19 protein-coding genes and 3 pseudogenes are annotated in these 22,223 nt (G+C 60.1%); 13 read left to right on the top strand and 9 right to left on the bottom strand.

All coding sequences use genetic code 11. The features are described 5' to 3' along the window. Nucleotides 1-24: 24 nt before the first annotated feature. From HMP09_RS13880 to HMP09_RS13900, 5 genes are all read right to left on the bottom strand, one after another. A complete protein-coding gene (locus tag HMP09_RS13880) occupies nucleotides 25-2,292 on the bottom strand; it encodes a GumC family protein (RefSeq protein WP_176500840.1) in 2,268 nt (755 codons plus the stop codon). Between the two features lie 124 nt (nucleotides 2,293-2,416). Beyond that, a complete protein-coding gene (locus tag HMP09_RS13885) occupies nucleotides 2,417-3,547 on the bottom strand; it encodes an O-antigen ligase family protein (protein WP_176500841.1) in 1,131 nt (376 codons plus the stop codon). 773 nt (nucleotides 3,548-4,320) lie between these two features. Further along, complete coding sequence (locus tag HMP09_RS13890; RefSeq protein ID WP_176500842.1) at nucleotides 4,321-5,013, bottom strand: polysaccharide biosynthesis/export family protein; 693 nt, start codon at nucleotides 5,011-5,013, stop codon at nucleotides 4,321-4,323. Between the two features lie 112 nt (nucleotides 5,014-5,125). Next, nucleotides 5,126-5,755 carry a metallophosphoesterase gene (locus HMP09_RS13895; protein WP_232090315.1) on the bottom strand — a complete coding sequence of 210 codons (630 nt, stop codon included), beginning with the start codon at nucleotides 5,753-5,755 and terminating at the stop codon, nucleotides 5,126-5,128. Between the two features lie 227 nt (nucleotides 5,756-5,982). After that, nucleotides 5,983-7,266, bottom strand: coding sequence for a sugar transferase (locus HMP09_RS13900; RefSeq protein WP_176500844.1), 1,284 nt, complete (start codon nucleotides 7,264-7,266; stop codon nucleotides 5,983-5,985). A 715-nt stretch (nucleotides 7,267-7,981) separates the two neighbouring features. Between HMP09_RS13900 and HMP09_RS13905 the strand changes: the two genes are divergently transcribed. From HMP09_RS13905 to HMP09_RS13920, 4 genes and pseudogenes are all read left to right on the top strand, one after another. Next, complete coding sequence (locus HMP09_RS13905) at nucleotides 7,982-8,284, top strand: UDP binding domain-containing protein (protein WP_176500845.1); 303 nt, start codon at nucleotides 7,982-7,984, stop codon at nucleotides 8,282-8,284. 854 nt (nucleotides 8,285-9,138) lie between these two features. Then, nucleotides 9,139-10,101, top strand: coding sequence for a UDP-glucuronic acid decarboxylase family protein (locus HMP09_RS13910; RefSeq protein ID WP_176500846.1), 963 nt, complete (start codon nucleotides 9,139-9,141; stop codon nucleotides 10,099-10,101). A gap of 167 nt (nucleotides 10,102-10,268) precedes the next feature. Next, a pseudogene (locus tag HMP09_RS13915) lies at nucleotides 10,269-11,017 on the top strand (IS5 family transposase). Between the two features lie 92 nt (nucleotides 11,018-11,109). Further along, nucleotides 11,110-12,051 (top strand): annotated as a pseudogene (locus HMP09_RS13920) (integrase core domain-containing protein). 524 nt (nucleotides 12,052-12,575) lie between these two features. On the opposite strand, the gene HMP09_RS13925 reads toward HMP09_RS13920, so the two are convergent. Then, nucleotides 12,576-12,977, bottom strand: a complete 402-nt coding sequence (locus tag HMP09_RS13925) for an FHA domain-containing protein (protein WP_176501783.1) — start codon at nucleotides 12,975-12,977, stop codon at nucleotides 12,576-12,578. A gap of 269 nt (nucleotides 12,978-13,246) precedes the next feature. On the opposite strand from HMP09_RS13925, the gene tssG reads away from it, so the two are divergent. The 4 genes and pseudogenes from tssG (at nucleotide 13,247) to HMP09_RS13940 (ending at nucleotide 15,802) form a co-directional block, all read left to right on the top strand. After that, nucleotides 13,247-14,218: a type VI secretion system baseplate subunit TssG gene (tssG, locus tag HMP09_RS13930; RefSeq protein ID WP_232090322.1), complete on the top strand. Its 972-nt coding sequence runs from the start codon at nucleotides 13,247-13,249 to the stop codon at nucleotides 14,216-14,218. Between the two features lie 67 nt (nucleotides 14,219-14,285). Next, nucleotides 14,286-14,333, top strand: a pseudogene (locus tag HMP09_RS18705) (hypothetical protein); the annotation flags it as partial. A 1-nt stretch (nucleotide 14,334) separates the two neighbouring features. Next, complete coding sequence (locus HMP09_RS13935) at nucleotides 14,335-15,132, top strand: N-acetylmuramidase family protein (RefSeq protein ID WP_232090324.1); 798 nt, start codon at nucleotides 14,335-14,337, stop codon at nucleotides 15,130-15,132. Nucleotides 15,133-15,142: 10 nt separating this feature from the next. Next, nucleotides 15,143-15,802 (top strand): hypothetical protein, encoded by a 660-nt coding sequence (locus HMP09_RS13940; RefSeq protein ID WP_176500849.1) that lies wholly within the window; start codon nucleotides 15,143-15,145, stop codon nucleotides 15,800-15,802. 37 nt (nucleotides 15,803-15,839) lie between these two features. Here HMP09_RS13940 and HMP09_RS13945 read toward each other — a convergent pair whose 3' ends face one another. Then, nucleotides 15,840-15,977, bottom strand: coding sequence for a hypothetical protein (locus tag HMP09_RS13945; RefSeq protein WP_176500852.1), 138 nt, complete (start codon nucleotides 15,975-15,977; stop codon nucleotides 15,840-15,842). Between the two features lie 348 nt (nucleotides 15,978-16,325). Between HMP09_RS13945 and HMP09_RS13950 the strand changes: the two genes are divergently transcribed. After that, nucleotides 16,326-16,673, top strand: coding sequence for a hypothetical protein (locus HMP09_RS13950; protein ID WP_176500854.1), 348 nt, complete (start codon nucleotides 16,326-16,328; stop codon nucleotides 16,671-16,673). Nucleotides 16,674-16,719: 46 nt separating this feature from the next. Here HMP09_RS13950 and HMP09_RS13955 read toward each other — a convergent pair whose 3' ends face one another. Then, entirely contained in the window at nucleotides 16,720-17,280 is a 561-nt protein-coding gene (locus HMP09_RS13955; protein WP_176500856.1) for a helix-turn-helix domain-containing protein, read from the bottom strand. 85 nt (nucleotides 17,281-17,365) lie between these two features. On the opposite strand from HMP09_RS13955, the gene HMP09_RS13960 reads away from it, so the two are divergent. The 3 genes from HMP09_RS13960 (at nucleotide 17,366) to HMP09_RS13970 (ending at nucleotide 19,447) form a co-directional block, all read left to right on the top strand. Beyond that, nucleotides 17,366-17,830, top strand: a complete 465-nt coding sequence (locus HMP09_RS13960; protein WP_176500858.1) for a DUF6456 domain-containing protein — start codon at nucleotides 17,366-17,368, stop codon at nucleotides 17,828-17,830. A gap of 39 nt (nucleotides 17,831-17,869) precedes the next feature. Further along, nucleotides 17,870-18,808, top strand: a complete 939-nt coding sequence (gene dapF / locus HMP09_RS13965; RefSeq protein WP_176500859.1) for a diaminopimelate epimerase — start codon at nucleotides 17,870-17,872, stop codon at nucleotides 18,806-18,808. Nucleotides 18,809-18,892: 84 nt separating this feature from the next. After that, nucleotides 18,893-19,447: a fasciclin domain-containing protein gene (locus HMP09_RS13970; protein WP_176500860.1), complete on the top strand. Its 555-nt coding sequence runs from the start codon at nucleotides 18,893-18,895 to the stop codon at nucleotides 19,445-19,447. Between the two features lie 600 nt (nucleotides 19,448-20,047). Here the strand turns inward: HMP09_RS13970 and HMP09_RS13975 are convergent. After that, nucleotides 20,048-21,313 (bottom strand): NupC/NupG family nucleoside CNT transporter, encoded by a 1,266-nt coding sequence (locus HMP09_RS13975; protein WP_176500861.1) that lies wholly within the window; start codon nucleotides 21,311-21,313, stop codon nucleotides 20,048-20,050. A 142-nt stretch (nucleotides 21,314-21,455) separates the two neighbouring features. Here HMP09_RS13975 and HMP09_RS13980 point away from each other — a divergent pair, with 142 nt between their 5' ends. Continuing rightward, complete coding sequence (locus tag HMP09_RS13980) at nucleotides 21,456-22,103, top strand: queuosine precursor transporter (RefSeq protein WP_176500862.1); 648 nt, start codon at nucleotides 21,456-21,458, stop codon at nucleotides 22,101-22,103. Nucleotides 22,104-22,223: the final 120 nt, after the last annotated feature.

Raw genomic sequence — 22,223 nt, forward strand, 5'->3', positions numbered from 1 at the left:
GGATATACCGACCCTCCTCTACAGTCATGCGACGCGATCAATATCGAGTTGGCGGATTTCCGCGTCTTCTCCGTAACGCTTCTGGCGACGTGTGCCGTAGCCATAGCCGTACCCATAGCCATAACCCGAGCCATAGCCGTAGCCGTAGCCGCCGTTCTTCGGATTGTACTTTGTCAATATAACGCCAGTGATGCTCGCATTTGCCGATTGCAATCGACGTAGCGAACTCAACACCGCCGGACGGCGAGCTGAACCAGCCTCCACCACTAGGATGGTGGCATCGCAGATTGCCGAAAGGATCGGCGAGTCCGCTAAGCCAAGCACTGGCGGTGAATCGATCAGCACAATGTCGAAATGATCTGAAAGCTCACTAAGAATTGCTTCTATCCGGTTCGTGGCCAGTAGTTCTGCTGGGTTCAGCGGAATTGGTCCGCTCGGCAGGAGCGATAAATTGGCAAGAGCGGTCGTTGCCACGTGGTCCATCGTACGCCCAGGAGTTACCAGAAGCGTCGCCAGTCCGATATCGCTAGGTTGACTAGTCTTGAATGAAGGCTTGCGCATATCAGCATCGACCAAAACGACCTTGGCACCAGCACGGGCAAGATTTTGGGCGAGTGCGAGCGACGTCGAGGACTTGCCTTCGCTCGGTCGTGTACTCGTCACTAACGCGGTTCGTGGAAAATTGCTATTCGAGATAAACTGTATTGAGCTCATGATCGTATAATAGGCTTCACTGATCTCCGAACGTTGATCCTTTAGCTCTTCGACGAACGAGACGTCCTTGGCTGTCTTGGGAACGATACCCAGCAACGGCACCTTAAGCTTGTTTATCACGTCTTCGGGAGTCTTAAGCGTGTCGTCCACGAACTCTATGGCGAATGCCAAGCCCAATCCAAGTATGACGCCAGCTAAAAGGCCGATCGCTAGATTCTTGTAGACGTTAGGCGTGAAGGGTGAAGTTGGAATCCTACCGTTATCGACGATCGCCGCCTGGCTTTCGCCGACACCGCCAGCAGTGCCGATTTCTTTGAAACGCTGCAACAAACCGTCATAAATCGTGCGGTTGGTGTCGAGATCCCGCTGAAGAATATTGTACTGGATTCCTCGACTGCGCAGATCCAACACATTTGTGCGGTACGAATTCACCTCCGCGAAAAGCTGGCGTTCGCGTCCTTGCGCTGCAACAAAAGCCGACCGCAGCATGTCGCGTTGAGCCGAGCTTATCTTACCAGTTTCAGCTGCAATGCTGTTACTGATCGATGCCATGCGTTGACGCAGCGCGACCATTTCGGGAAAATCGGGACGGAACGTCCCGAGCTTTTGCTGGTAATCGGCTTCCACCCCAGCGAGCAGGCTACGCAATCCCTGAACAGCCGAAGCGTTGTCGGCAGCCGCATTGGCTGTCGGAGCCGCCTGACGATAGGCTTGCTCGGCTGCAATACGGTCGCGGGTCGCAGCGGAAAGTGCTTCGTTATATGATACCAGCGACTGCGCCGACAGCGAGTCTTGCGCAGGACTAGTGTTGTCGCCGGCCTTGCCAGTTCCGGCACTGCTGCTGCTGAGAGAGAGGATGTTCTGAGACCGAGCGTACGCGACGAGAGCCCGTTCGCTCGCTTCAAGTTTCTCGCGAGTAGAGGAAAGGCGGGTCTGCAGGAACTGTCGGGCAAAAGCGGTCGCATTATAGCGCCGCTCCAGTGTCGAATCGATAAAACCTTGCGCATACGCGTTGATCACTCGCGCCGCTCGCGCCGGATTAGGATCACTATAGGCAATGACGATCAAGTTGCTGCCACGTAACGGCGTAACCTCAAAATGCTGCATCATTTTGCCGACCGCTGCGCCCTCGCGGTCTGCGAGGTTTGTATAGCCTTTCACGAAAGCGTCGTCATTAGCCAGGCCAACGGTTCTCATCACCCGCTCCGCCAACGTACGGCTGCTCAAAAGTCCGACTTGTGTGGTCAAAAATTGCGCTTCATTGCGCGCTGCCGGCTGAAGGTCCGTCTGCTGCTGCATGAGTTGCATAGGCTGCGTGTTGATTTCCAACGTTGCGCTGGATCGGTACACTGGTGTCGTTGAGAGCGTCACGATAATCGACGCAGCGACGGCCGCGATCAGCATGCCCACGATTAGCCACCGCCACTTCATCAGGACGCGCCAGACTTCATTGACGTCAAACTGGCTTGGCGTTTTGCGAGTGTCGATCGGTTCTACAGGCGCAGGTGAACCCTGGACCAACTGGTCGCGAGACATCGCAGCGCGTTCAGGCAAGGAAGTCGCGGTAATATCGGTCATGGATTTCCGTCGATCTGGCAGATGGCCATGCCTCTCGGCGGCGATTGGTCGTGAATAGGCATGACGGTTCGTGCAACGCGCGGCAAGTGTAGCATGCAAGCAGCCAGAAATTGCTTCGTGTCCATCAGTCGGCCAACGCTATCTCGATCGTGCGCGCACCCTTCGCGCGACGTTGACGCCGCCGCGTGGACTGCCATGCCGGCATCTCTGCTGATTCTGGAGCGACCATCAGCGCTGCAGCAACGGCAGCGACGGCGGCCAACGCTGAAGTGCGCGTCGGATAGTCTACTAGGCTGTGAGCGAACATAACACCTATGACAACGAAACCGGCGCGTGCAATCGCATCGCCTTCCCCGCTTCGCCACAGTCGTCGTCCCTGCGTAATCCAGAATATGAAGGCTGAGACTAGGAGAGCGATGCCTGGCAGTCCATGCTCCAGGGCAACTTCGACATACTCGTCGTGGGCGTGATTGAGGTATTCTAGCGAAGCCTCTTTCACATCTTCATAATGCGGATAGATCCGTTGAAACGTACCGCCCCCGGAACCTAACGGCAGATAATCCAGCGACGCTGCCGCCGTCGTGCGGATCGACTGGTTACGCATATGCGGATCGATGCCGCTCAACTTGTCACCCAGGTCGTTTATTTTGATAGGTGCCACGATCGCGGCTACACTGCATACTAAACCGATCATCAGACCAATCTGTATTAGCGAGCGTGGGACCGTACCGTTTTCGCCTCGGATGAATACCGCCCCGGCAGCCAGTAGCGTCGGTATCAGCAACAACCAGCCGGCAGCGGACTTGACCACGACTACCCCGACCGCGATCAGCAGGGCTACGCAACCAGTCATCATAAGCCGTCCGATCTTTGAATCGACCTCTTGCGATTTACGATTTGGGCTGATTGCTATAGCGCCAATGAAAGGAAGCGTCGTCAGCAACAGCGTTGCAAGATGATTGCGGTTCGCGAAGAAGCCGACAACGCCGCCCCTGTTTGTAACGTCGTAAATGTAATATAGAGAGTCCGGCCCTTGCATCTTTTGAAAAATGCCGAGGAAGACCGAGGCAACTGCGACGGCCACAAGCACGTACAATGCGTAAAGTCGTCCGTACCCCGACGAGGCAAAGGTCAGCAGCAGCATCGCAAACGGAGGTACAATCGCAAGCAGTGCGGCGACCGTGCGATCAGGCGATAGGGAAATAGGAAGCCAAGGCGTGCTGCCACCAACAAGATCAAAACCCGCTTCGGCCAAGTTACGCCCAGGTAGTAGTCTCCACAAGAAAGGCGGCAGTGGCATAAGTTCGAGGATCAGCAGGATCCCGACTGCGGCGAATAGTATGAGTACAATGCAGGCGCGACGAGGCAATTGGGGAAGCGATCTCGAAAGAACGACCGTCAATATGCACAACAATCCAAGCAGCTGGAGCGCGCCGTTCACCAAGAACCCGGCAGCGCTTGCGCCGCCCAATACCAGGCACAACAACATATACGCCGGCATTAGATAACGACTTATGATGCGCGACAACTACGTAGCCCCAGATTGAAGCTGAGGCGCTACCGCCGCCAGCGCATGAGCATGCAAGTCACACATTAACGCGGGAAAAAAAGCGTATCCGCGCGACGGCACCCAATTTCAGCAAGCCTATGCTTCATGGACTTGTAGGGCGAGTACCGCCGTTGCCACCACTACCCGACGCGAGGGCAACTACTAAACCAAAGGCGGCTAGCCCGGCCAAGGCGTAGAGGATCCTATTCGACCTCTTAGCCGAATCCGACCGTGAATCCTGCGCTGTGACATTAGCCTGTGCAGCGCCTGCCCCCGTTGTACGGGTAACAGGTGCGGCCATGCTCGCCTGAGATGTCGCAAGCGCCACTACGGCAGCGATCGTTGCAAACGTGCGCATCAAACCTCCCAAAGTCGAGTTAGTGCACAATCTGCACATCTCGCATTTATAAAAGCCTACCACCGCATCGCAGCAGCGGCAAGACCTTGATGCTGCAGAGGATCGCTAGGTCTACCGACCCCTAGAAGCGTGTAAACAGCCCAAGGAGTGGAACCGTTTGCAATAAGGTTGTCCACGTCTGGTTTGTCTGTCGCCCGTCGACTATAATGATATCGTTTGCATAAATGATCGGATCAGCGTCAGTGCCGTTGCGGATCGTTGTTAGGTCGAACGCGGCCGCATTCCGCTGACCGTTGATCTGGCGGAACACCACAACTTTTTTAGGGTTGGCGCCCTGTGAGGTGCCACGCGCCATTGCGATCGTTTTCATCAACGTAGGTTTGTCCGGAATGGGGTAAAGACCCGGCGCCGCCACCGATCCGTCGACCGTGACCGTTCTGGCCACAGTAGTTTTCAAAGACACTGTGACTTGAGGACGCTGCAGGTAGCGCGTGTCGAGTCGGGTAGTAAGGTCCGTACCAATTTCCTGCGTCGATTTGCCAGCGACGGCAACCGTACCGATCAGCGGCATCACCATGTTGCCCGCAGCATCGATTTGGTAATCGCCAGACATGGATTCGACGTTGAAGATGGTTATGTTTAGAACGTCGCCAGGACCCGCCCGATACGTCACAAGCGTAGCCGTACCCGCGAGTGCGTCAGGTGCTGTAAAATTCTTCGGATTATAGGAAAGCTGACTATCGCGCTTACTGGCGCAGCTCGCCAACAGCGCGATGCCAGCTGTCAGTGCGATTAACCTGAGCCCGAAGCGCAACTGCTCATCCTCCCTGTAGGGTAAGCTTGAGGAGCATTTCCTCAGCGTTACCAGTCGCTCTTCATGCCCCAGCTCGGACGGCACGACAAGCCTGAGCACCTCGACAGCTGCATCACCCGGTGGAAAGGAACCAGCGTTCCGCACCCTCCAGGCCGATGGCGGTCAGAACGCCAGTTTTATACGCACCGGTGTCAATCCCAATTCGATTATCGTACTCATTAGCGGTTTTTTCGATCGTGTGTCCGTGAACTATCATCGCGCCGTGTGCTGCCCGACTTGCCAAAAAATCCTCTCGGATCCAGCGCAAGTCGGCGGCCTGCTGCTCAGCGAGAGGTACGCCCGGGCGAATGCCGGCATGAACGAAAAGATAGCCGCCAACCGCGATTTTACTCTCACCCGCATCCAGCAAAGTGACAACATCTCGTGGGATTCTCGTTTTCAGAAGCGTCGCCAGATCGTTGTAATTGCCCCGGTTGATGTCTTCTTCCGCTAGGCCAAAGCTGGTCAGTGTTGCTAGGCCGCCGTTGTGCATCAGAGAGCGAACTGCTTGACGGTCGCCGCGTGCGGCCAGCACGAACAGCTCCTCATGGTTGCCTTTGATTAACCGGCCGACGCCTGAGGCGAGGAGGTCACGCGCATAATCAATGACCAGCGCGGAATCGGGACCGCGGTTTACCAGATCACCGAGCAATATCACGGTGCGCGTCGCGGGGCTGCGCGCAGTATGATCCGCTTCGATCATGTCTAGCAGACAATGCAACTCGTTTGCGCAACCATGAACATCCCCGATAGCATATACACGCTGCCCCGGCGGGACGGTAGGAGGTGCCTGGGTACTGGCGCGTAATGCCTTGCGGCGGAATAAGATCGGCAATCGCACCTTCGTTACCTTGATTTTTCGCGCGTCAACGTCGGTGGTATCGCGGTGGCCTCGATATGCGCTCCGTACGGCGTGCTAGTCAGCGTGGTTCAGCGTGCGCCGAAACCATTCAGGATCGTCCGCAGCGTCTTAAGCGCAATCAAAACATCGAGCCAAGCGGAGAAATTTTTGATATAGTAAAAGTCATAGCTAAGTTTTGCTTTGACAGAGGCAAGATCGGTGACGTGCCCTTGCTGCACCTGTGCCCAGCCGGAGATGCCAGGTCGAACGATATGCCGGTAATGGTAAAAGGGGATTTGTCCCTCGTACCAACGTGAGAGCGGAATGGCCTCCGGCCGCGGACCTATCCAGCTCATTTCGCCTTTTAGGACATGAAATATTTGCGGCAACTCATCCATGCGACTGCGTCGCAAGATGTGTCCGATACGCGTGATGCGCGGATCGCCGATAGTCGTCATTGCGTCGCTTCGCGCAGCTGCATCGCTCACCTCGCTGCGCACGTACATCGTACGAAACTTTATCATCCGGAACGGAATGCCGCGGTGCCCCATCCGGTCCTGAACGAAGAGCAATGGTCCGGGCGAGCTTAGTTTCACGATCAGTGCAATTCCGAGTAGCAATACTGCAAGGAAAGGCGAAAGAATAATTATGCTGAAGAGATCTAACATACGTTTGGCATGGACATAAGCGAGATTAGGTACAAGCGAGCCGAAGCTGTTCTCCGACAAATGGTCCATCGATACGCGGCCGGTAATTGATTCCATCAGCACTTTGGTATGATAAACCTCATGTCCCCGAACTGCTGCGATTGCGAGCATGCGCGCCCAGTCATCGCTGTGATCGTGCTGGAGATCAGCGACGATGACCACATGGGGGTCGTCCGGCACCACCGGATCGGTCAAGATCGTCCAGTCAACGCCAGGCACCTCGCTCACGGTTTTGATGTGGCCGAACGGTACCAGCCAGAAGCGGCGTTGTATCTTGCGCGCGACGTGCAGCGCGACGCTGAGGGCGACCAGCAGCGACAAGGCGAACGAGACCGAGAGGAACAGTCGGTTGTACTCAAGGCGGGCTAGCAGAAGCGTTGCGATAACTAGCCCGTAAGCGCTGGCGAACGAGGGTACGATATAGGTGAAAGCCCGCGTGCCTGGGAAAGAGGCGACGCGGCGGACGATCAGTGTCGCACCAATGATCGCAAATGTTGCGCCGATAATGCTATGTGTGACACCCCGTCCGGCTCGGCTTTCCTCACCGAGATAGGGGATCAGAAGCGTCGTTGGCAACACGATGCCACACAGTAGGCCAAGCGTCAGTTGTGCGCGCAGCCTCTCGGCCCTGGATCCTAATGGCCGTACAACGGGATCGCGCGTCATCAGCACGTACTACCACCGCCCACCTGCAGTCCCCCTTAACACGGTATTAGGCGTGCTTCCGCGCCTGCTTTCAGGCCGTTTGCCACATACGATAGTTATCCTGCCCCAGGCCAGCGGTCCACGTATCATTTAATTCTGCGGTCAATTGTTACTTTCTGACAGGACACGTGCGCCCAGAACGCGATCAGCGCTACGTTTGAGGCCTTGTAAATAATAAAGGTCGCGGTAGAGCCTGTTGCATTTCGCGTATGACAAAAATATCTCTTAACCGATCCTTTCACCTACTCTCAAGGCCTAAGTTTATCCAGTTGGGTTTCTTATACTTTTCGCTCGTTCGGGTTAGCGGCAATTCAAAGTCATATGCTGTTATCCATCTCGCATGCGGATGCTTTGGTCTTTTGCTCCCGCGGGTTGGGCCGCCTCAGCATATCGAACATCATAGTGAGAGGACTTGGCCACCTGCGTGTCGAGTGAGCCAATGCAATGGGCAGCATTATCTAACGTGAAAGTTGGGGGGGTGTATATGCGGATCACGATGGTAGGGGCAGGTTATGTTGTGCCTGGTATCGGGCGCGTGCTTTTCCGGACTTTGGCCACGAAGTGATTTGCGTCGATAAGGACCCGAACAAGATTGCTTTGCTTGAAAAGAGGTCATGCCGATCTTTGAGTCGGGGCTCGAGCAACTCGTCGTGAGGAACGTCCAAGCCGGGCGCCTTTGCAGGACGCCGGTGCCACAATACGGGCCTGCGATCCTGAAGGGATCGAGCAAGCGGGCAAGATCCTGACTCACGTTACTTTCGTCGATGATCCCTATGAGGCTGTAGCCGGTGCCGATGTCGTGGTCATCGTAACTGAGTGGGATGCGTATCGTGCGTTAGATCTTTCGCGGATGGCCAAAACGATGCGTGCGCCACTAATGGTCGACCTCCGTAACGTCTATGCCAGGAATGAGGTGAACACCGCAGGGCTTACCTATGTCGGCGTCGGCAAACGTGACAACGCCTTGGCGGTAAAGTGATGTCAGCAGGATCTAAGTCATTCGTGTAGATTACATCCTAGTCGCACTGGAAGGATATAACTACTATCGCCGCGCATGTCTGGCGGCGGTAGTTTCGACAATTACTGTTCTACAGTTCCCGACCTCAAGACTGGCGTCACATGATCCGCGGATGTAAGATATTCAGTGCTAATTGCCTTTGGCAACTTTAATCTGTTGTCTGGAGCGCGTCTTAGTCGACGAGCCGTGCTGAATTGCCGCCTGACATGGTGTGCGCGGTACGTGGATGGTTTGAAATCATATATGCGGGGCGGTCGCACGATGAAGCATATGGCCGATCGCTAGCCACGCCGCCGTCCATTACGAGTAGCGGGCCCTTTCGGCGCACGTCGCAATCGACTGATAAGAATCACGCTTAAATTGGCCGAGCCGAGCTTCGGTCAGGTGCGGTTCGTTGATTCCGGTGCCGTCGCGCCGTAGTCGTAAAGCGACAAGTAATGTTTTGCGGCCAATTGCTCAACGCGGTATCGGCAACCTTTACTCAACACCCGGCGGCGACATAATGCCTCTCGAAGGTCACACTATATTGGATCCGCTTCGTGGCGTTGTATACTATCACGGCAGCGCAAACGACTCTCGTGCAGGTTGCCCGCTTTTTGGTTCCGTCCCACGCGGTAACGGCGGCAGAGGCGACCATACACAACAATATACTCGATGCCCCACGATGGCAGCGCAGTCTGGCTGTTCGTCTAAGGGCCAAAACGTGAGACGGCTGCGTTATATTGCGGGCGCCAGCTAGAATTACGTAAAAATCAAGCCTAAATGCGCGGGTTCTGAAATCAGCAAAGTTCAGTATTTTTAGGGTAAAACTTCAAGTGGTTAATCAGAAAACTCAAGGTTCTGCTAAGCGTATCCTGGTGACGGGCGGTGCAGGATTTTTAGGATCTCATCTGTGCGATGCCTTACTTGCTCGTGGAGATGAAGTTCTTTGCATAGATAACTTTGTAACCGGCTCTCGAAAGAATATCTATCACATACTAGATAATCCTAATTTTGAATTGCTGCGGCATGACGTTACATTTCCACTCTATGTTGAAGTGGATGAGATATATAACCTTGCCTGCCCCGCATCGCCGGTCCATTATCAAGCCGACCCCGTACAAACAATCAAGACAAGTGTAGTCGGTGCGATCAACATGTTGGGTCTTGCAAAGCGTCTGCATATCCCAATACTGCAAGCGTCGACATCTGAGGTTTACGGAGATCCTCAGATACATCCGCAGGAGGAAGGCTACTGGGGGCATGTAAATCCTATTGGGCTGCGCTCCTGCTATGATGAGGGCAAGAGAACTGCCGAAACTCTGTTTATGGACTATCATCGGCAGCATCACTTAGATGTAAAGATAATCCGTATATTTAATACGTATGGACCGAGGATGAGTACCCATGATGGGCGGGTAGTCTCCAATTTTATTGTGCAAGCGTTGCAAGGAAAGCCCATTACGATTTTTGGAGACGGAACCCAGACGCGTTCCTTCTGCTTTTACTCCGATCTCATTGCGGGCTTCTTATCAATGATGGCTTCGCCGCAATCGTTTACAGGGCCATGTAACATCGGCAACCCCATCGAGTTTACGATGATCGAGCTCGCGCAACAGGTCCTAGATCTTACCGGTTCGCAATCAAAATTGATTCACATGCCCCTGCCGCAAGATGACCCGCGTCAGCGCAGACCTGACATCGCGTTGGCTCAAAATAGACTTAAATGGGACCCGGTTATCTCGCTACGTGAAGGCTTGAAAGAGACTATCGCGTATTTTCGCGCCTTGCTTGGTTAATGTTAAGGCATTATGAGTTGCAGAGTTCGCGCAAAATGAACGATTGATGATAAATGATCTCTCATGCCGCCATGATATCTCTAACACATCGTGTAAGGTGTCACTAGGATCAGGACCCATTGATGTAAGAAGCGTGTTCTGATCCAGGCTCCGCGAGGAGACGTGGGATGAGCGGCCTGCATTGGCTGACCGATGAGCAGATGGCGCGCTTGCAGCCGTACATTTCCGAAAAGCTACGGCAAGCCTCGGGTCAATGATCGGCGGGTGTTGAGCGGCATCGGTTTCGTCAATTGTAATGGACTCCGGTGGCGGGGCCTGCCCAGCGCTTATGGACCGCACAAAACGCTGTACGTCCGTTGGAAGCGGTGGGGCGAGAGGGGCGTGTTCGTGCGCATGACGCAGGGCCTGCTGTTGCGGACGCCCAGTCCAAGACCATCATGATCGATGCGACCTACTTGCAGGCGCACCGCACGGCGTTCAGCGTGCGCGAAAAGAAGAGGACCTCTGGCGCCTGATTGGCCGCACAAAAGGCGGCATGAATATCAAGCTGCACGCGGTCGGCGGCGCGACCAGCGACCGCTCAGCTTCTTCATGACTGCCGGGCAGGTCAGCGACTATACCGGTGCAGCCGCGCTGCTGAACGATCTGCCAAAGGCACAACGGCTGCTCGGCGATCGTGGCTATGACACCGATTGGTTTAGGAACGCTCTGCATGCCAAGGGCTTCGAGCCATGCATCGCAGGCCGGAGATCGCGGCTCGAATCCGTCAGATACGACAAGCGCCCACAGACGCCGCAGCCGCACCGAGATCATGTTCAGGCGCCTGAAGGGCCGGTGCCGCGTAACTAGCCGCTACGACCGTTGCCCTACCGTCTTTTTCTCTACCGTCGCCCTCGCTGCCACCGTCATCTTCTAGCTATGGCCAATGAGTCCTTAAATGGTTAACGCTACGTGACCCGCATTTTCTCCAGTTGGAGTTAGAGTCCGCCCCCGGAAAGGGACGGACCAATTAAAGGGAAGCAGTTTTCGGAAGATTGGATCATCGGCATTCTGAAAGAAGGTGAGGCAGGCGCGGTGGTGACGCATCTGTGTCGTCGGAATGGGATGTCGAGCGCGACCTGTTACGGCTGGACGGCCCAGTTAGGCGGCTTGGAGGTATCCGATGCGAGCGGCAGCAGGCGCTCGAGGAGGAAAACACCTGGCCCAAGCGTCGGCGGGCCGACACGATGCTGGACAACGCAGCTCTGAAAGACCTGCTGTAAAAAAAGTGGTGACGCCTGCCGCAAAGCGGGAAGCAGTCGCGCATCTTCACACGGCGCTGCGGGTGATCGAGTGGCGGCGTTTGCTATCGTCGGAGTGGATCGCAAGAGCATGCGGTATCGCTCATGTCGGGGCGGGGGTGGCGCGCGCGGGCGCCCGCCCCGGTGCTGGCGCTGCCCAACCAGCGCTGGAGCCTGGACTTCGTGCACGATCAGATGGTTACGGGCCGGTGGTTCCGCATCCTCAACGCCGTCGACGACGTGACGCGCGAATGCTTGCGGGCGGTGCTCGACACGTCGATCTCGGGCAAGCGGGTGGTGCGCGAGCTGGGCGACCTGGTCGCCGAGCGCGGCGCCCCCAGGATGATCGTCAGCGACAATCCTGTCCTGAGCGAAGTCGAAGGGGGACCGAACTGACCTCGAACGCAGTGCTCGCATGGTCGGGTGATGCCGGCGTCGAGTGCACTATATCGCACCAGGCAAGCCTACGCAGAACGGGTTCGCCGAAAGCTTCAACTGTCGCATGCGCGACGAACTGCTCAACGATACGCTGTTCTTCACGGTCCGCCAGGCGCGCTCGATCCTCGCGCGCTGGGTCGATGATTACAACACTGAGCGGCCGCACTCGTCGCTCGGCTACGTCATACCAGGAGCGGTCGCCGCCGAACTCGAAAAGCAACGAGCAGGCTAAAATCCGCCAATTGCTTCAATCGCGGTCCTGAGCAATAACAACGGTCGGACTCTGGTTGTCGCTGGATGAAAGGCGGGGGCGTCGGGCGTTATTGAGTCACTCTATCATTATGTTGGTATAATAAAGCGATATAAATATAATATTTATAATGATAATAATGCTGTTTAGCTTCGTTACGCGGAAGTAATGACGACTTGAGGGTGTATGGTGCCAAGGCAATTATCGGCGGATTTCACTCATGCGGTTTCTGAAGCGATTTTGGTGCATCCTGACTCGAGGCCACCGGTTCACGCCGAGCTCTGTTAGACCGGGCATGGAGACGTGCGTTTAATGTCGCGTGCGAGGGTAGACATCGTGACGGTAAAGCATCGAGCTAGGTAACTTTTGCGAGCTATAGAGCATCCTCGGACCACGCCGGCTCGCGGAGATGCCCCAGTGTGCATCTTCCAGATAATCCCCTGCATGCTCGGCGGAGGTGACTGGTTCAAACCGAGCGACACCGAGCATGGTATTAAGAGTCGCCTCTACTCTCGTGGGAGGCGCGTCCTGTACCCGAGCCGCCAACCCGCCGACGATCCGGTACCGGAAGGTGGCGGTGCGTCCCAGCCATGCGCCGCCATTGGGAAGGCGGCATCGTTCGTCGCGTGGGCTGACGGTGCGTCGGCGTCCCAGCCTTGCCAGGCCGGGGCGGCAGATGATGCCAGCGGACCGACGCGTTCCTCGGCCTGCCCGGTCAGGCGGGCGGCGATGACATAGCTGGCGATGTGTAACCGGTGGCCATCCGCGATACGGTGCGGCGAAGCGAAGCGCTCGCCGGTCGCCGCAAGCATCGTGCCGTTCGTACTGCAGTCGGTCAGCACATAACCGCCATTGTCCAACCGGATCTCGAAATGCCGCGACGAGATATAGCGGGTAGGATCGGGCAGGGCCCAGTCGCATGGGTTCGCCGGGCGACCCGTTGTCGAGGTGCCGCACGTCTTCGATGGCGAGAGTTAGCGTCATCGACCGAGTACCGTCATGCCACGTTCGGCGATCCGCTCGCCAAGCACCAGCGCTGTCTCCAGCGCGGCCACGGGGTCGGTCGCCCGACGCGTCGCCGCGTCGATCGCACTCATGGTATAGCGCGCCGGATCGGCCGCCGTCACACCATCTGGACTTCCTCGCGGCGGCTGCGGCGTCGCGGGAGCGGTTCGGATTGTTCCCGATCGTGCGGGGGGCGGAGGCGCGCGCGCCCGGCCTGCCGGGGGTCGGGCTGGCGCGCAGGCCGGATCAGAATATCACCGACCTGGTACAGGTGCCGACGCTGGCCTTTCCGGACTCGACGCTGGACGAGGTGGAGGTCCGCAACGGCCGCGCGCGGATCGGTGGGTTCTGGTTCGGGTTGACCGGGCCGATGGGGCCGTTGCCCTCGCACATGACCGAGTTCGCGGTGTTCGAACGCCGCTATGCAAAGAAGCGCCCGTTCGGCCGCTGGCTCGATCCGCTGTCGGGACCGATGCTCCAGTTCTTCTTTCGCGCCTGGGCGGATTCGCAGCTGGCGGCGCAGGCCGACCGGCTCGACTACGATCGGTTTGCCGATCATGTTGCGCGACTTACCGGTGCCACCGAAGGCGTATCGCCGAGCAGCTCCCGAGCAGCTCCCGGGCAGGCGCGCGTGCATTACGCCGCGCTGTTCGCCTCACGTCGCAGCGCCGGCGCGATCGAGGATGCGATGACTCACCTGCTGGGACAGCCCGTGACGATCCTGGAATATCAGTTACGCTGGTGGTCGATCGAGGCCGACAACCAGACCCGGCTCGGGCGATCCTTTTCCGGGCTTGGCAACCAGGTCATGCTGGGCGGCCGGGCCAAGGTTACGTGGGATGCGTCCCGCGTCGTAATCCGCGCGCGCGCTCGTGCCGATTACGACGCCCTGTTGCCCTCCGGGCCACGGTTTCGCATTTTGTCCGAGGCGCTGGATGCGTTCGCGCCCAGTCACCTCGAATGGGACGTCGCGCTCGAGGTGGCGGGCAAGCACGCCCGGCCCGCGCGGCTCGATGGCTCCACCCGGCTCGGCTGGACCGGCTGGATCGGCCAGACCGGTGACGATGCGGTGCGCGGGGACGCGCATTTGCGACGATCAACCATGGTCCGTCCGATGACGGATCCGATGTTGAGAAAGGTTTGATATGGCGATTGTGGCTCCAATTGGTCCCCGGTGGCCTAACCGTGCCGCCGACGTGCGGACCATTCAGATGTTACTGAATCGTACCGGATCGTCGGGATCGACTCCGTTGAAGGTCGATGGCGTATTCGGTCCTCGAACCGCCGATGCGATCACGCGCTACCAGACCCAGTCCCTGCGGCTCCGCAAGGCCGGACGGGGTCGTCGATCCGAACGGCCCGACGCTGAACAAGCTCGGCCGCGATCATCGGGGCAACACGACGCCGACCCGCCCCGTGCCACACCAGCCAGCACGTGCACCGGCGCCAGCTGCGCCGTCCCGGACTGCCCCGGCGACAGCGCCGCAAGGCATTGGCCCGGGAGGGCTCAGCGAGGCGACCTATGTCGACATGGCCGCCCGGCTCCAGTGCGAGACCGCGGCGATCAAGGCCGTGGTCGAAACCGAAGTCGCGATCCGCGGCGCTTTCGATGGCGATGGCCGACCGACGATCCTCTACGAGCGCCACAAGTTCAGCAAGCATACCGGCGGGCGGTACGACGTCCCGCATCCCGATCTCTCCAACCCGGTCGGTGGCGGCTATGGTAGATTTTCGGAGCAATATCCCAAACTCGAGCGCGCGATGAAGCTCAATAGCAGTGCGGCGCTGAAGTCGGCGAGTTGGGGCGCGTTCCAGATCCTTGGCGAGAACCATGTCCAGGCAGGTCATGCCACCGTCGAGGCATTCGTCGCGGCAATGAAGAGCGGCATCCTCGCGCAGGCGGAAGCGTTCGTCGCTTTCGTGCTCGCGAACCGGACATTGCTGACCGCGCTGCGGGCGCGGAACTGGTCCACGTTCGCCCGGATCTACAATGGTCCGGCCTACAAGAAATTCGCTTACGACGACAAGATGCGCAGCAGTTACCTGAAATACGCTTGAGGAAGATACTATGACATTCGATCCCAAATGGCTGTTGCTCGGCGCGGCGTCGCTGGTTCTCGCCTGCTCTCCCGAGGCTGGTACCGCCTTGAACAATTCGACCAACGCCGTCGCCACACCCGCAGCGGAGCCCAGCGAGACGATCGCGCCCGAGCCGAAGGCGCCTGCCGCGCCCGCATCAGCGGGCAAGATTTCTCTGGCTGGTAGCGCCGACGCGGGTGCCATTTCGCAGACCAAGACGGCCGCCGCCGGTAAGCAGATGACCAAGGTGCAGGTCACGTCAGCGCAGTCGTTCGGGCTAACCGTGGACGGGCAGCGGGTCGCACCGGTCGTCACCGGCGAGGCAACGCTGCCCAACGGTACCCCCGGATGCTTCGCCGCGATCGTCCAGGACGGCAAGGTCTCGCTGGTCCCGACGATCGGTCAGGACGAGTACGAAGCGGAATCATGCGACAAGCCAACCGCGGTCGGCATCTTATCGTCGTCGGGCGACGTGGTTCGCATCGGCGCGGTATTCGGCGCCTTTTCGCCGAATGAGACTGTCAGCGAGCCGATCGTCCTGACCTGGGCCCGCTCCGCCGGCGCCCTTTCGATCGATGCAGCCGGCTCCAGCAAGGCCTCGCAAGCCAGCGCACAAACGATCGCGGCCATGCGACGCGCGGTGCAATAACGTAGCTTCGGGGCGGATGATCAGGCGAACGTTCGAGTCATTGAATGATGGAAGGATGCGCGCAAACTGCCAACAGCGCTCCCATGCGGGATAGGGCATTTGTCTTGCGCAGATCTGTGGCGTCCATGTTCGCTTGCACGATAGCGGCATGCAGCGCCGAGCCGAGCGTGGCCACCGGCAACGCTGTCGGGGCGACCCAAGCCCCCTCAGTCGTAGCGTCGGTATCTGCACCTGCACCTGCGGTTCTGCCTGCCCGACAAGGTTTGAAGCTGGCCGGGCAGGCGGATGGCACAGCGGTCGCAGCGACGCTTGCCGAGGCACGGCGTCAGAAAATGACGGATGTCGAGATACCCAAGGATCAGTCGTTCCGCGTGGTCGATGGTGCGCGGCAGGTCGCAACCGTCCTGACCGGCACGGGCGATATGCCGGATGCCATCTCTGCCGGCTGCCTCATCGCAATCTATCAGGGGGATGACGTCGAACTGATCCCGACACTGGGATATGGCACTTACGAATCGGAAACATGCGGAAGGCCGTTGGCGGTCGGCATCGTATCGAGCGAGCCCGTCCGTTTCGGGATCGTCTTGCGCGGCTATTCGCGCTCGGCAGCGAATTTGCCGCGATCGTCGGGGTTGGCCTGTTCGACGCCGGCCAGACGCGTTTCGCGAGTGGCGAGCTGACGTCGCGGCTGGAGGGCACCGCACGCGTCCTAGTCGTGCGCGGCGTGATTGACACGACGCCGTCGCTCGGGCCGACGTTCAGCATCGCGGCAATCGGCCAGATGCAATGGGCAAATGATCCGTTGCCGAACTATGAGGAGTTCGCGCTCGGCTGCTTCAAGAGCGGGCGGCGCAATAGGTCGAGATGCTGACCAGGACCGATAAATATCGGTGGTTCGAACATGTCGCCCGCTATCGCTATAGTTCGCGAACCAGACGCATCGCGACGGCGATCCAGGCGGTGTCTGCGATCGTCAGCGACTGCGTACCTGAGCCCGGCGGCAGGACGGTAACGCCGCCGTCGTAGGCGGTCAGTCGTCCGAACGCGAACCGTCCTGCCGGTTGCGGGACTAGAACGTCGCGGTTGAGCGCTGTTTTGAAATCGGTGGGGGTCAATGTTAATGCCCAGATGACGTCGCCGGCGCGGTAGTCGCCCGTGCCGTTTGTGACGGTGATTGCGATCTGGCCCGGTGCGACCTGGGGCGGGAGTGCCGTCGTGGTTCGTCGCGGGGCATGCGCGCCGCGGCCGTCCAGGATCGCCGCGACGGGCAGGTCGGCACGATCCGGCAAGGTCACGAGGTCGCTCGCCGCGACGCCCAGCGCAGCGGCGATCCGGTTGAGCCAGCCGACCGACACGGTCCGCGTGCCGGTCTCCAGCCGCCCGATCGTCTGCGCCGTGGTCGGCGGATCGCAGCGTCGGGCGACCTCCTCCAGCGTCAGCCCCTTGGCGCGCCGGACTTCGCGAATAGCGGTGATCATCGAACAGCTCCAAACCAGATGGGTTATTCTCCTGTCCTACAACCGTGCGGATATGGCAACCGTCATCCACAATGGGAGATGGCACATGCGCGACCTGGTAGAGCGATCAATCGATTCGGAGGGTGTTCCACAACCGGCCGGCACGCGTCGCGGTCGCACCGTGACGGTAAACCTCGCCGAGTCGCCGCTCGGCTGGCTGCGGTCGCGTGCGTTGATCGACGCGGCGCAGTTCCAGGCAGGGGAGCGGCTCCGGGCAGACTATGAACGCGCGTCGATCGCGCCGAGCGTGACGATGCGCTGGGTGGAGCGCGTCGATGGAGGGGGGCATGACGCGCTCGATCCGGCATCGGCGCAGATCGCGGCGAAGCGTCGGTTCGACGCGGCGCTGGCGGCGGCGGGGCCGGGGCTGGCGGATATCCTGTGGCGCGTCGTGTGCGCAGGCGAGGGGCTGCCGGTGGCGGAGAAGGCGTTGCAGTGGCCGGCGCGGGCAGGGCGGCTGGTCCTGACGCTCGCGCTCGACCGGCTCGCGACGCATTATCGGATGGGTTAGGCGCTCGCATTGGTGCGCGGGCGTGACTAGATGACGGGCATGCGCTTCGATCTCCTAAAATGCCACGGCTCGGGTAACGACTTTCCGCTGATCGACGCGCGTGCGTCGACGCTTGGCGATGCGGCCTGGGCGGCCGTCGCGCGGGCATTGGCGGATCGGGATGGGCCGGTTGGTGGCGACGGGCTGTTGCTGCTGACGGCCGGCGACCAGACCCATGCGTTCGGCATGAGAATGTTCAATTCGGATGGCAGCGAGTCGGAGACGTGCCTCAACGGGTTGCGCTGCGTCGCGCGCGCCGGGTTCGCGGCGACGGGCTCGGAGTCCGCGATGGCGCTGCTGAAGACGAGCGACGCGGCCGTGGAGCGTGACGGCGATATTGCCGAGGGCGTGTTCACCGTGCGCGAGATCGCCGGCCCCGCGTCGCTGGATGTCGCGGCGTGGCCGATGGCCGTCGGGACCGATCGCATCGTCGATACGCCGATCGCAGGCTTGCCGACGGACCGCGCCTTCACCGCGGTCGCAATGCCGAACCCGCATCTCGTGACGTTCGTCGAGGCCATCGACGAGGCCGAGCTGGTTCGCGTTGGTGAGGTGTGCGAGGCCGCGCCGGATTGGCTGCCCAACCGCGCCAATGTCAGCTTCGTCGAGGTCCGCGGCGCCGACCTGTTCGTGCGCACTTTCGAACGCGGTGTCGGGCTGACCGACAGTTGCGGCAGCGCGATGGCGGCGTCGACCTATGCCGCATGCCTGACCGGCCGGATTGCGTACGACACGCCGACCACGGTCTTCAACAAGGGCGGACTCATCCGAGCCGAGGCGAGCGAGACCGCGATGGTCACGCTGTCGGGTAATGCGACGTTCGAATGGCGTGGGTCGATCGACGTCGATCTCGCGACGGCGACGGCAAGCCGCCTGACCGTGACGCAGCGGCATGACGATGAAATCGCGGCTTGGGACAGACTAATCGCAACGATCTGAAACACGGCTGCATCATTCTCCCGATCCGGCCGTATCTTTCCGTAGAAGCGTCGGACGACCGGCGCAGTGCAGGAGAGAGCTGTCATGAATCACGTGTTTCGTACCGCGATCGTCGCCGCCGCCGTTGCCGTCAGCGGCAGCGCCATCGTCGCCGCCCAGACCAATCCGATGGTCGGCGGCGCCGCGATGTATCCGACCAAGACGATCGTCGAGAACGCCGTCAATTCGAAGGAGCACACGACGCTGGTCGCCGCGGTCAAGGCCGCCGGCCTGGTCGAGACGCTGTCGGGTCCCGGTCCGTTCACCGTGTTCGCGCCGACGAACGCCGCGTTCAAGAAGCTGCCCGCCGGCACCGTCGACACGTTGCTCAAGCCCGAGAACAAGGCGCAGCTCGCCGGCGTCCTGACCTATCACGTCGTTCCGGGCACGATCACCGCCGCCGACATCGCCGCCAAGGCAAAGGCGAACGGCGGCACCGCGACCTACACGACCGTGCAGGGCGAGCCGCTGATGTTCAAGAAGGTCGGTACCGGCTGGGGCATCATGGACGGCAAGGGCCACAAGGGCCGCATCACGATCGCTAACGTCATGCAGTCGAACGGTGTGATCCACGTCGTCGATACGGTGATGCTGCCGTAATCGCGCGACGGTATGCGAGATAACTGCCTCGCTTCCCGTACCCCTGCGAGGTGGTTTTCGTCGGGCCCGTTGCCGGAAGGTGGCGGGCCCGATTGCGTTTGGGCGCCGGGCGTGTCGTCTCGGTTTCCGTCCTGCTGACGAACGTCAGGACCCAGAGCCATAAAGGGTAGCGTTCGTTACCCTGGATCCTGACTTTCGTCAGGATGACGGAAGAGGGACGACGGACGAGGGATGACGGAAGAGGGACGACGGACGACGAACGGTGTGATCCACGTCGTTGATACGGTGATGCTGCCGTAATCGCGACTTCACGCGAGATAGCTGCCTCGCTTTTCCCCCACCCCCGCCAGGTGGTTTTCGTCGGGCCCGTTGCCGGAAGGTGGCGGGCTCCATTGCGTTTGGGCGCCGGGCATCGTTGCCATGCCTGTCATCTCAGCGCTCGTCATCCTGACGAACGTCGGGATGACGGAAGAGGGGCGACGGAAGAGGGGCGACGGAAGAGGGGCGACGGACTGCGGAAGAGGGGCGACGGACTGCGGAAGAGGGGCGACGGAAGAGGGGCGACGGACTGCGGAAGAGGGACGGCGGACGGGTGGCGGCTCAGCCGATCAGAAGGCCCGCGAGCGCTGCGGACATCAGGTTGGCGAGGCTGCCCGCGGCCAGTGCGCGCAGGCCGAGCTTGGCGATCATCGGGCGTTGGTTGGGCGCTAGGCTGCCGGTGACGGCCATTTGGATCGCGATCGACGAGAAGTTCGCAAAGCCGCACAGCGAGAAGGTGATGACCGCGATCGTGCGTGCGCTCAGCCCCTGCTGCGTGCCGAGCGAGATATAGGCGACGAATTCGTTCAGCACGATCTTCTGCCCGAACAGACCGCCGGCGATCCCCGCCTCGTCCCAGGGCACGTTCAGCAGGAACATGATCGGCGCGAAGACATAGCCGAGCAGGCCCTGGAAGCTGAGCCCGGGCAGGCCGATCATGTTGCCGAGCCCGCCGAGCAGGCCGTTGGCGAGCGCCACCAGCGCCACGAACGCCAACACCATCGCGCCGACCGCGACCGCGAGGCGCACGCCGGTCTGCGCACCCTGCGCGGCGGCCATGATCAGGTTGGCGGGCTTTTCCTCGTCGTGCGTCGCCTGCGGCATGGGCTCGCCTGCCGAGGATTCGCCGGGCAGGTCGCCGAGCGCGAGTTCGCCTTCGGGCGGCGTCACGCGGTCGGGCATGATGATCTTGGCCATCAGGATGCCACCGGGCGCGGCCATGAAGCTGGCGGCGAGCAGATAATCGATGCGGATCCCCATCGACGCGTACGCCGCGAGGATGGTGCCGGCGACGCCGGCCATGCCGCTGGTCATCACCGTGAACAGCTGCGCCGGCGTGAGGCCTGCGAGATAGGGGCGGATGACGAGCGGCGATTCGCTCTGACCGACGAAGATGTTCGCGGCCGCGCACAGCGATTCGACCTTCGAGACGCCGATGACCTTCTCGATCCCGCCGCCGACCCAGCGCACGACGAACTGCATGATGCCGAGATAATAGAGGATCGAGACGAGGCTGGCGAAGAAGATGATGACCGGCAACGCGGCGATCGCGAAGCTCTGGCCGCCGATTTCGGGCGTCGCCATCTTGCCGAACAGGAATTCGGTGCCCTTCTGCGAATAGCCGAGCAGGTTGGCGACGCCGCCCGACATCTCGCCGAGCACGACCTTGCCGAAGCTCGAATACAGCACGAGCACGGCGATGCCCGCCTGCAGCGCGAAGGCGGCGCCGACGATGCGCAGGCGGATCGCCCGGCGATCGCTCGACAGCAGCACGGCAATGCCGAGGATGACGGCGATGCCCGCAAGGCCGATGACTAGTCTTTCCATGGACGCCCTGCATTTTTAACTGACACGCGCCGCCCCCCGGCCGCGCAAGCGACCGACATGACACGCCGCCGCGCCCATCGCTAGTCCTATCGGGGTCGCTAGTCATTTGACGGCGCGCGCGTTTTCGCTAGCGTCCCCGGCGATGGATAAGCCTGTTCCCGCGTTCCCGCGTTCGCTCTTCGTTTTTTCGGTCCTGTACGGCGGCATGGTGTGCATTGCCGGCGTGTTGGGGGTGAAGCAGGTCGCGCTCGGCCCGCTTGCAGTCGAGGCGGGGATCTTCGGCTTCCTGCTGCTGGTGGTGCTGAGCAGCGCGATTTCCGAACTGCACGGCCAGAAGACTGCGACGTTCCTGGTACGCCTCGGCTTCATTCCCCTGCTGGTGTCGTCGGCGCTGATCCACCTAGTGCTGGCATTGCCGCACGATCCGGGGATGTACCCGCCCGCGGTCGACGCGTTCCCGGTGGTCGTCGGACAAAGCTCTCGGATGATGATCGCGGGGCTGATCTCCTACGGGATCTCGCAGACGCTCAACGTGCTGATCTTCTCGAAGCTGTCGGGACAGGTCGGCAGCGGCGAGGGCAAGCTCGTCTGGCTGCGCGGCATGATCGCGAGCATCATTTCGCAGATCATCGACACGATTTTGTTCATCACCATCTCGTTCCTCGGCGAACGGCCGATCCTCGGCCTGATGGAGGGGCAGATGCTCACCAAGGTCGTGCTGTCGATCGTGCTGGTGCCGTTCATGATCACGTTCTTCGTGCGACTGGGGCGGCGGCTGGACCGGGGTTAACCCGTCATCCTGGCGACAGTCAGGATCCAGAGCCACGAGGGACGCCGCCCGTTAGCCTGGATCGGGACTTTCGTCAGGATGACGGAATTGATGATATGCGGTCCTGCTTTCGCTAATCCC

Origin of the sequence: Sphingomonas sp. HMP9 (assembly GCF_013374115.1) — a bacterium.
GTDB lineage: Bacteria > Pseudomonadota > Alphaproteobacteria > Sphingomonadales > Sphingomonadaceae > Sphingomonas.

Coding starts and splice junctions, on each gene's coding strand:
- HMP09_RS13880 (WP_176500840.1), bottom strand. CDS start 2,292: ATGACCGATATTACCGCGACTTCCTTGCCTGAACGCGCTGCGATGTCT.
- HMP09_RS13895 (WP_232090315.1), bottom strand. CDS start 5,755: ATGATCGAAGCGGATCATACTGCGCGCAGCCCCGCGACGCGCACCGTG.
- HMP09_RS13900 (WP_176500844.1), bottom strand. CDS start 7,266: ATGACGCGCGATCCCGTTGTACGGCCATTAGGATCCAGGGCCGAGAGG.
- HMP09_RS13935 (WP_232090324.1), top strand. CDS start 14,335: ATGGCGTATTCGGTCCTCGAACCGCCGATGCGATCACGCGCTACCAGA.
- HMP09_RS13940 (WP_176500849.1), top strand. CDS start 15,143: ATGACATTCGATCCCAAATGGCTGTTGCTCGGCGCGGCGTCGCTGGTT.
- HMP09_RS13950 (WP_176500854.1), top strand. CDS start 16,326: ATGCGGAAGGCCGTTGGCGGTCGGCATCGTATCGAGCGAGCCCGTCCG.
- HMP09_RS13955 (WP_176500856.1), bottom strand. CDS start 17,280: ATGATCACCGCTATTCGCGAAGTCCGGCGCGCCAAGGGGCTGACGCTG.
- HMP09_RS13960 (WP_176500858.1), top strand. CDS start 17,366: ATGCGCGACCTGGTAGAGCGATCAATCGATTCGGAGGGTGTTCCACAA.
- dapF (WP_176500859.1), top strand. CDS start 17,870: ATGCGCTTCGATCTCCTAAAATGCCACGGCTCGGGTAACGACTTTCCG.
- HMP09_RS13970 (WP_176500860.1), top strand. CDS start 18,893: ATGAATCACGTGTTTCGTACCGCGATCGTCGCCGCCGCCGTTGCCGTC.
- HMP09_RS13975 (WP_176500861.1), bottom strand. CDS start 21,313: ATGGAAAGACTAGTCATCGGCCTTGCGGGCATCGCCGTCATCCTCGGC.
- HMP09_RS13980 (WP_176500862.1), top strand. CDS start 21,456: ATGGATAAGCCTGTTCCCGCGTTCCCGCGTTCGCTCTTCGTTTTTTCG.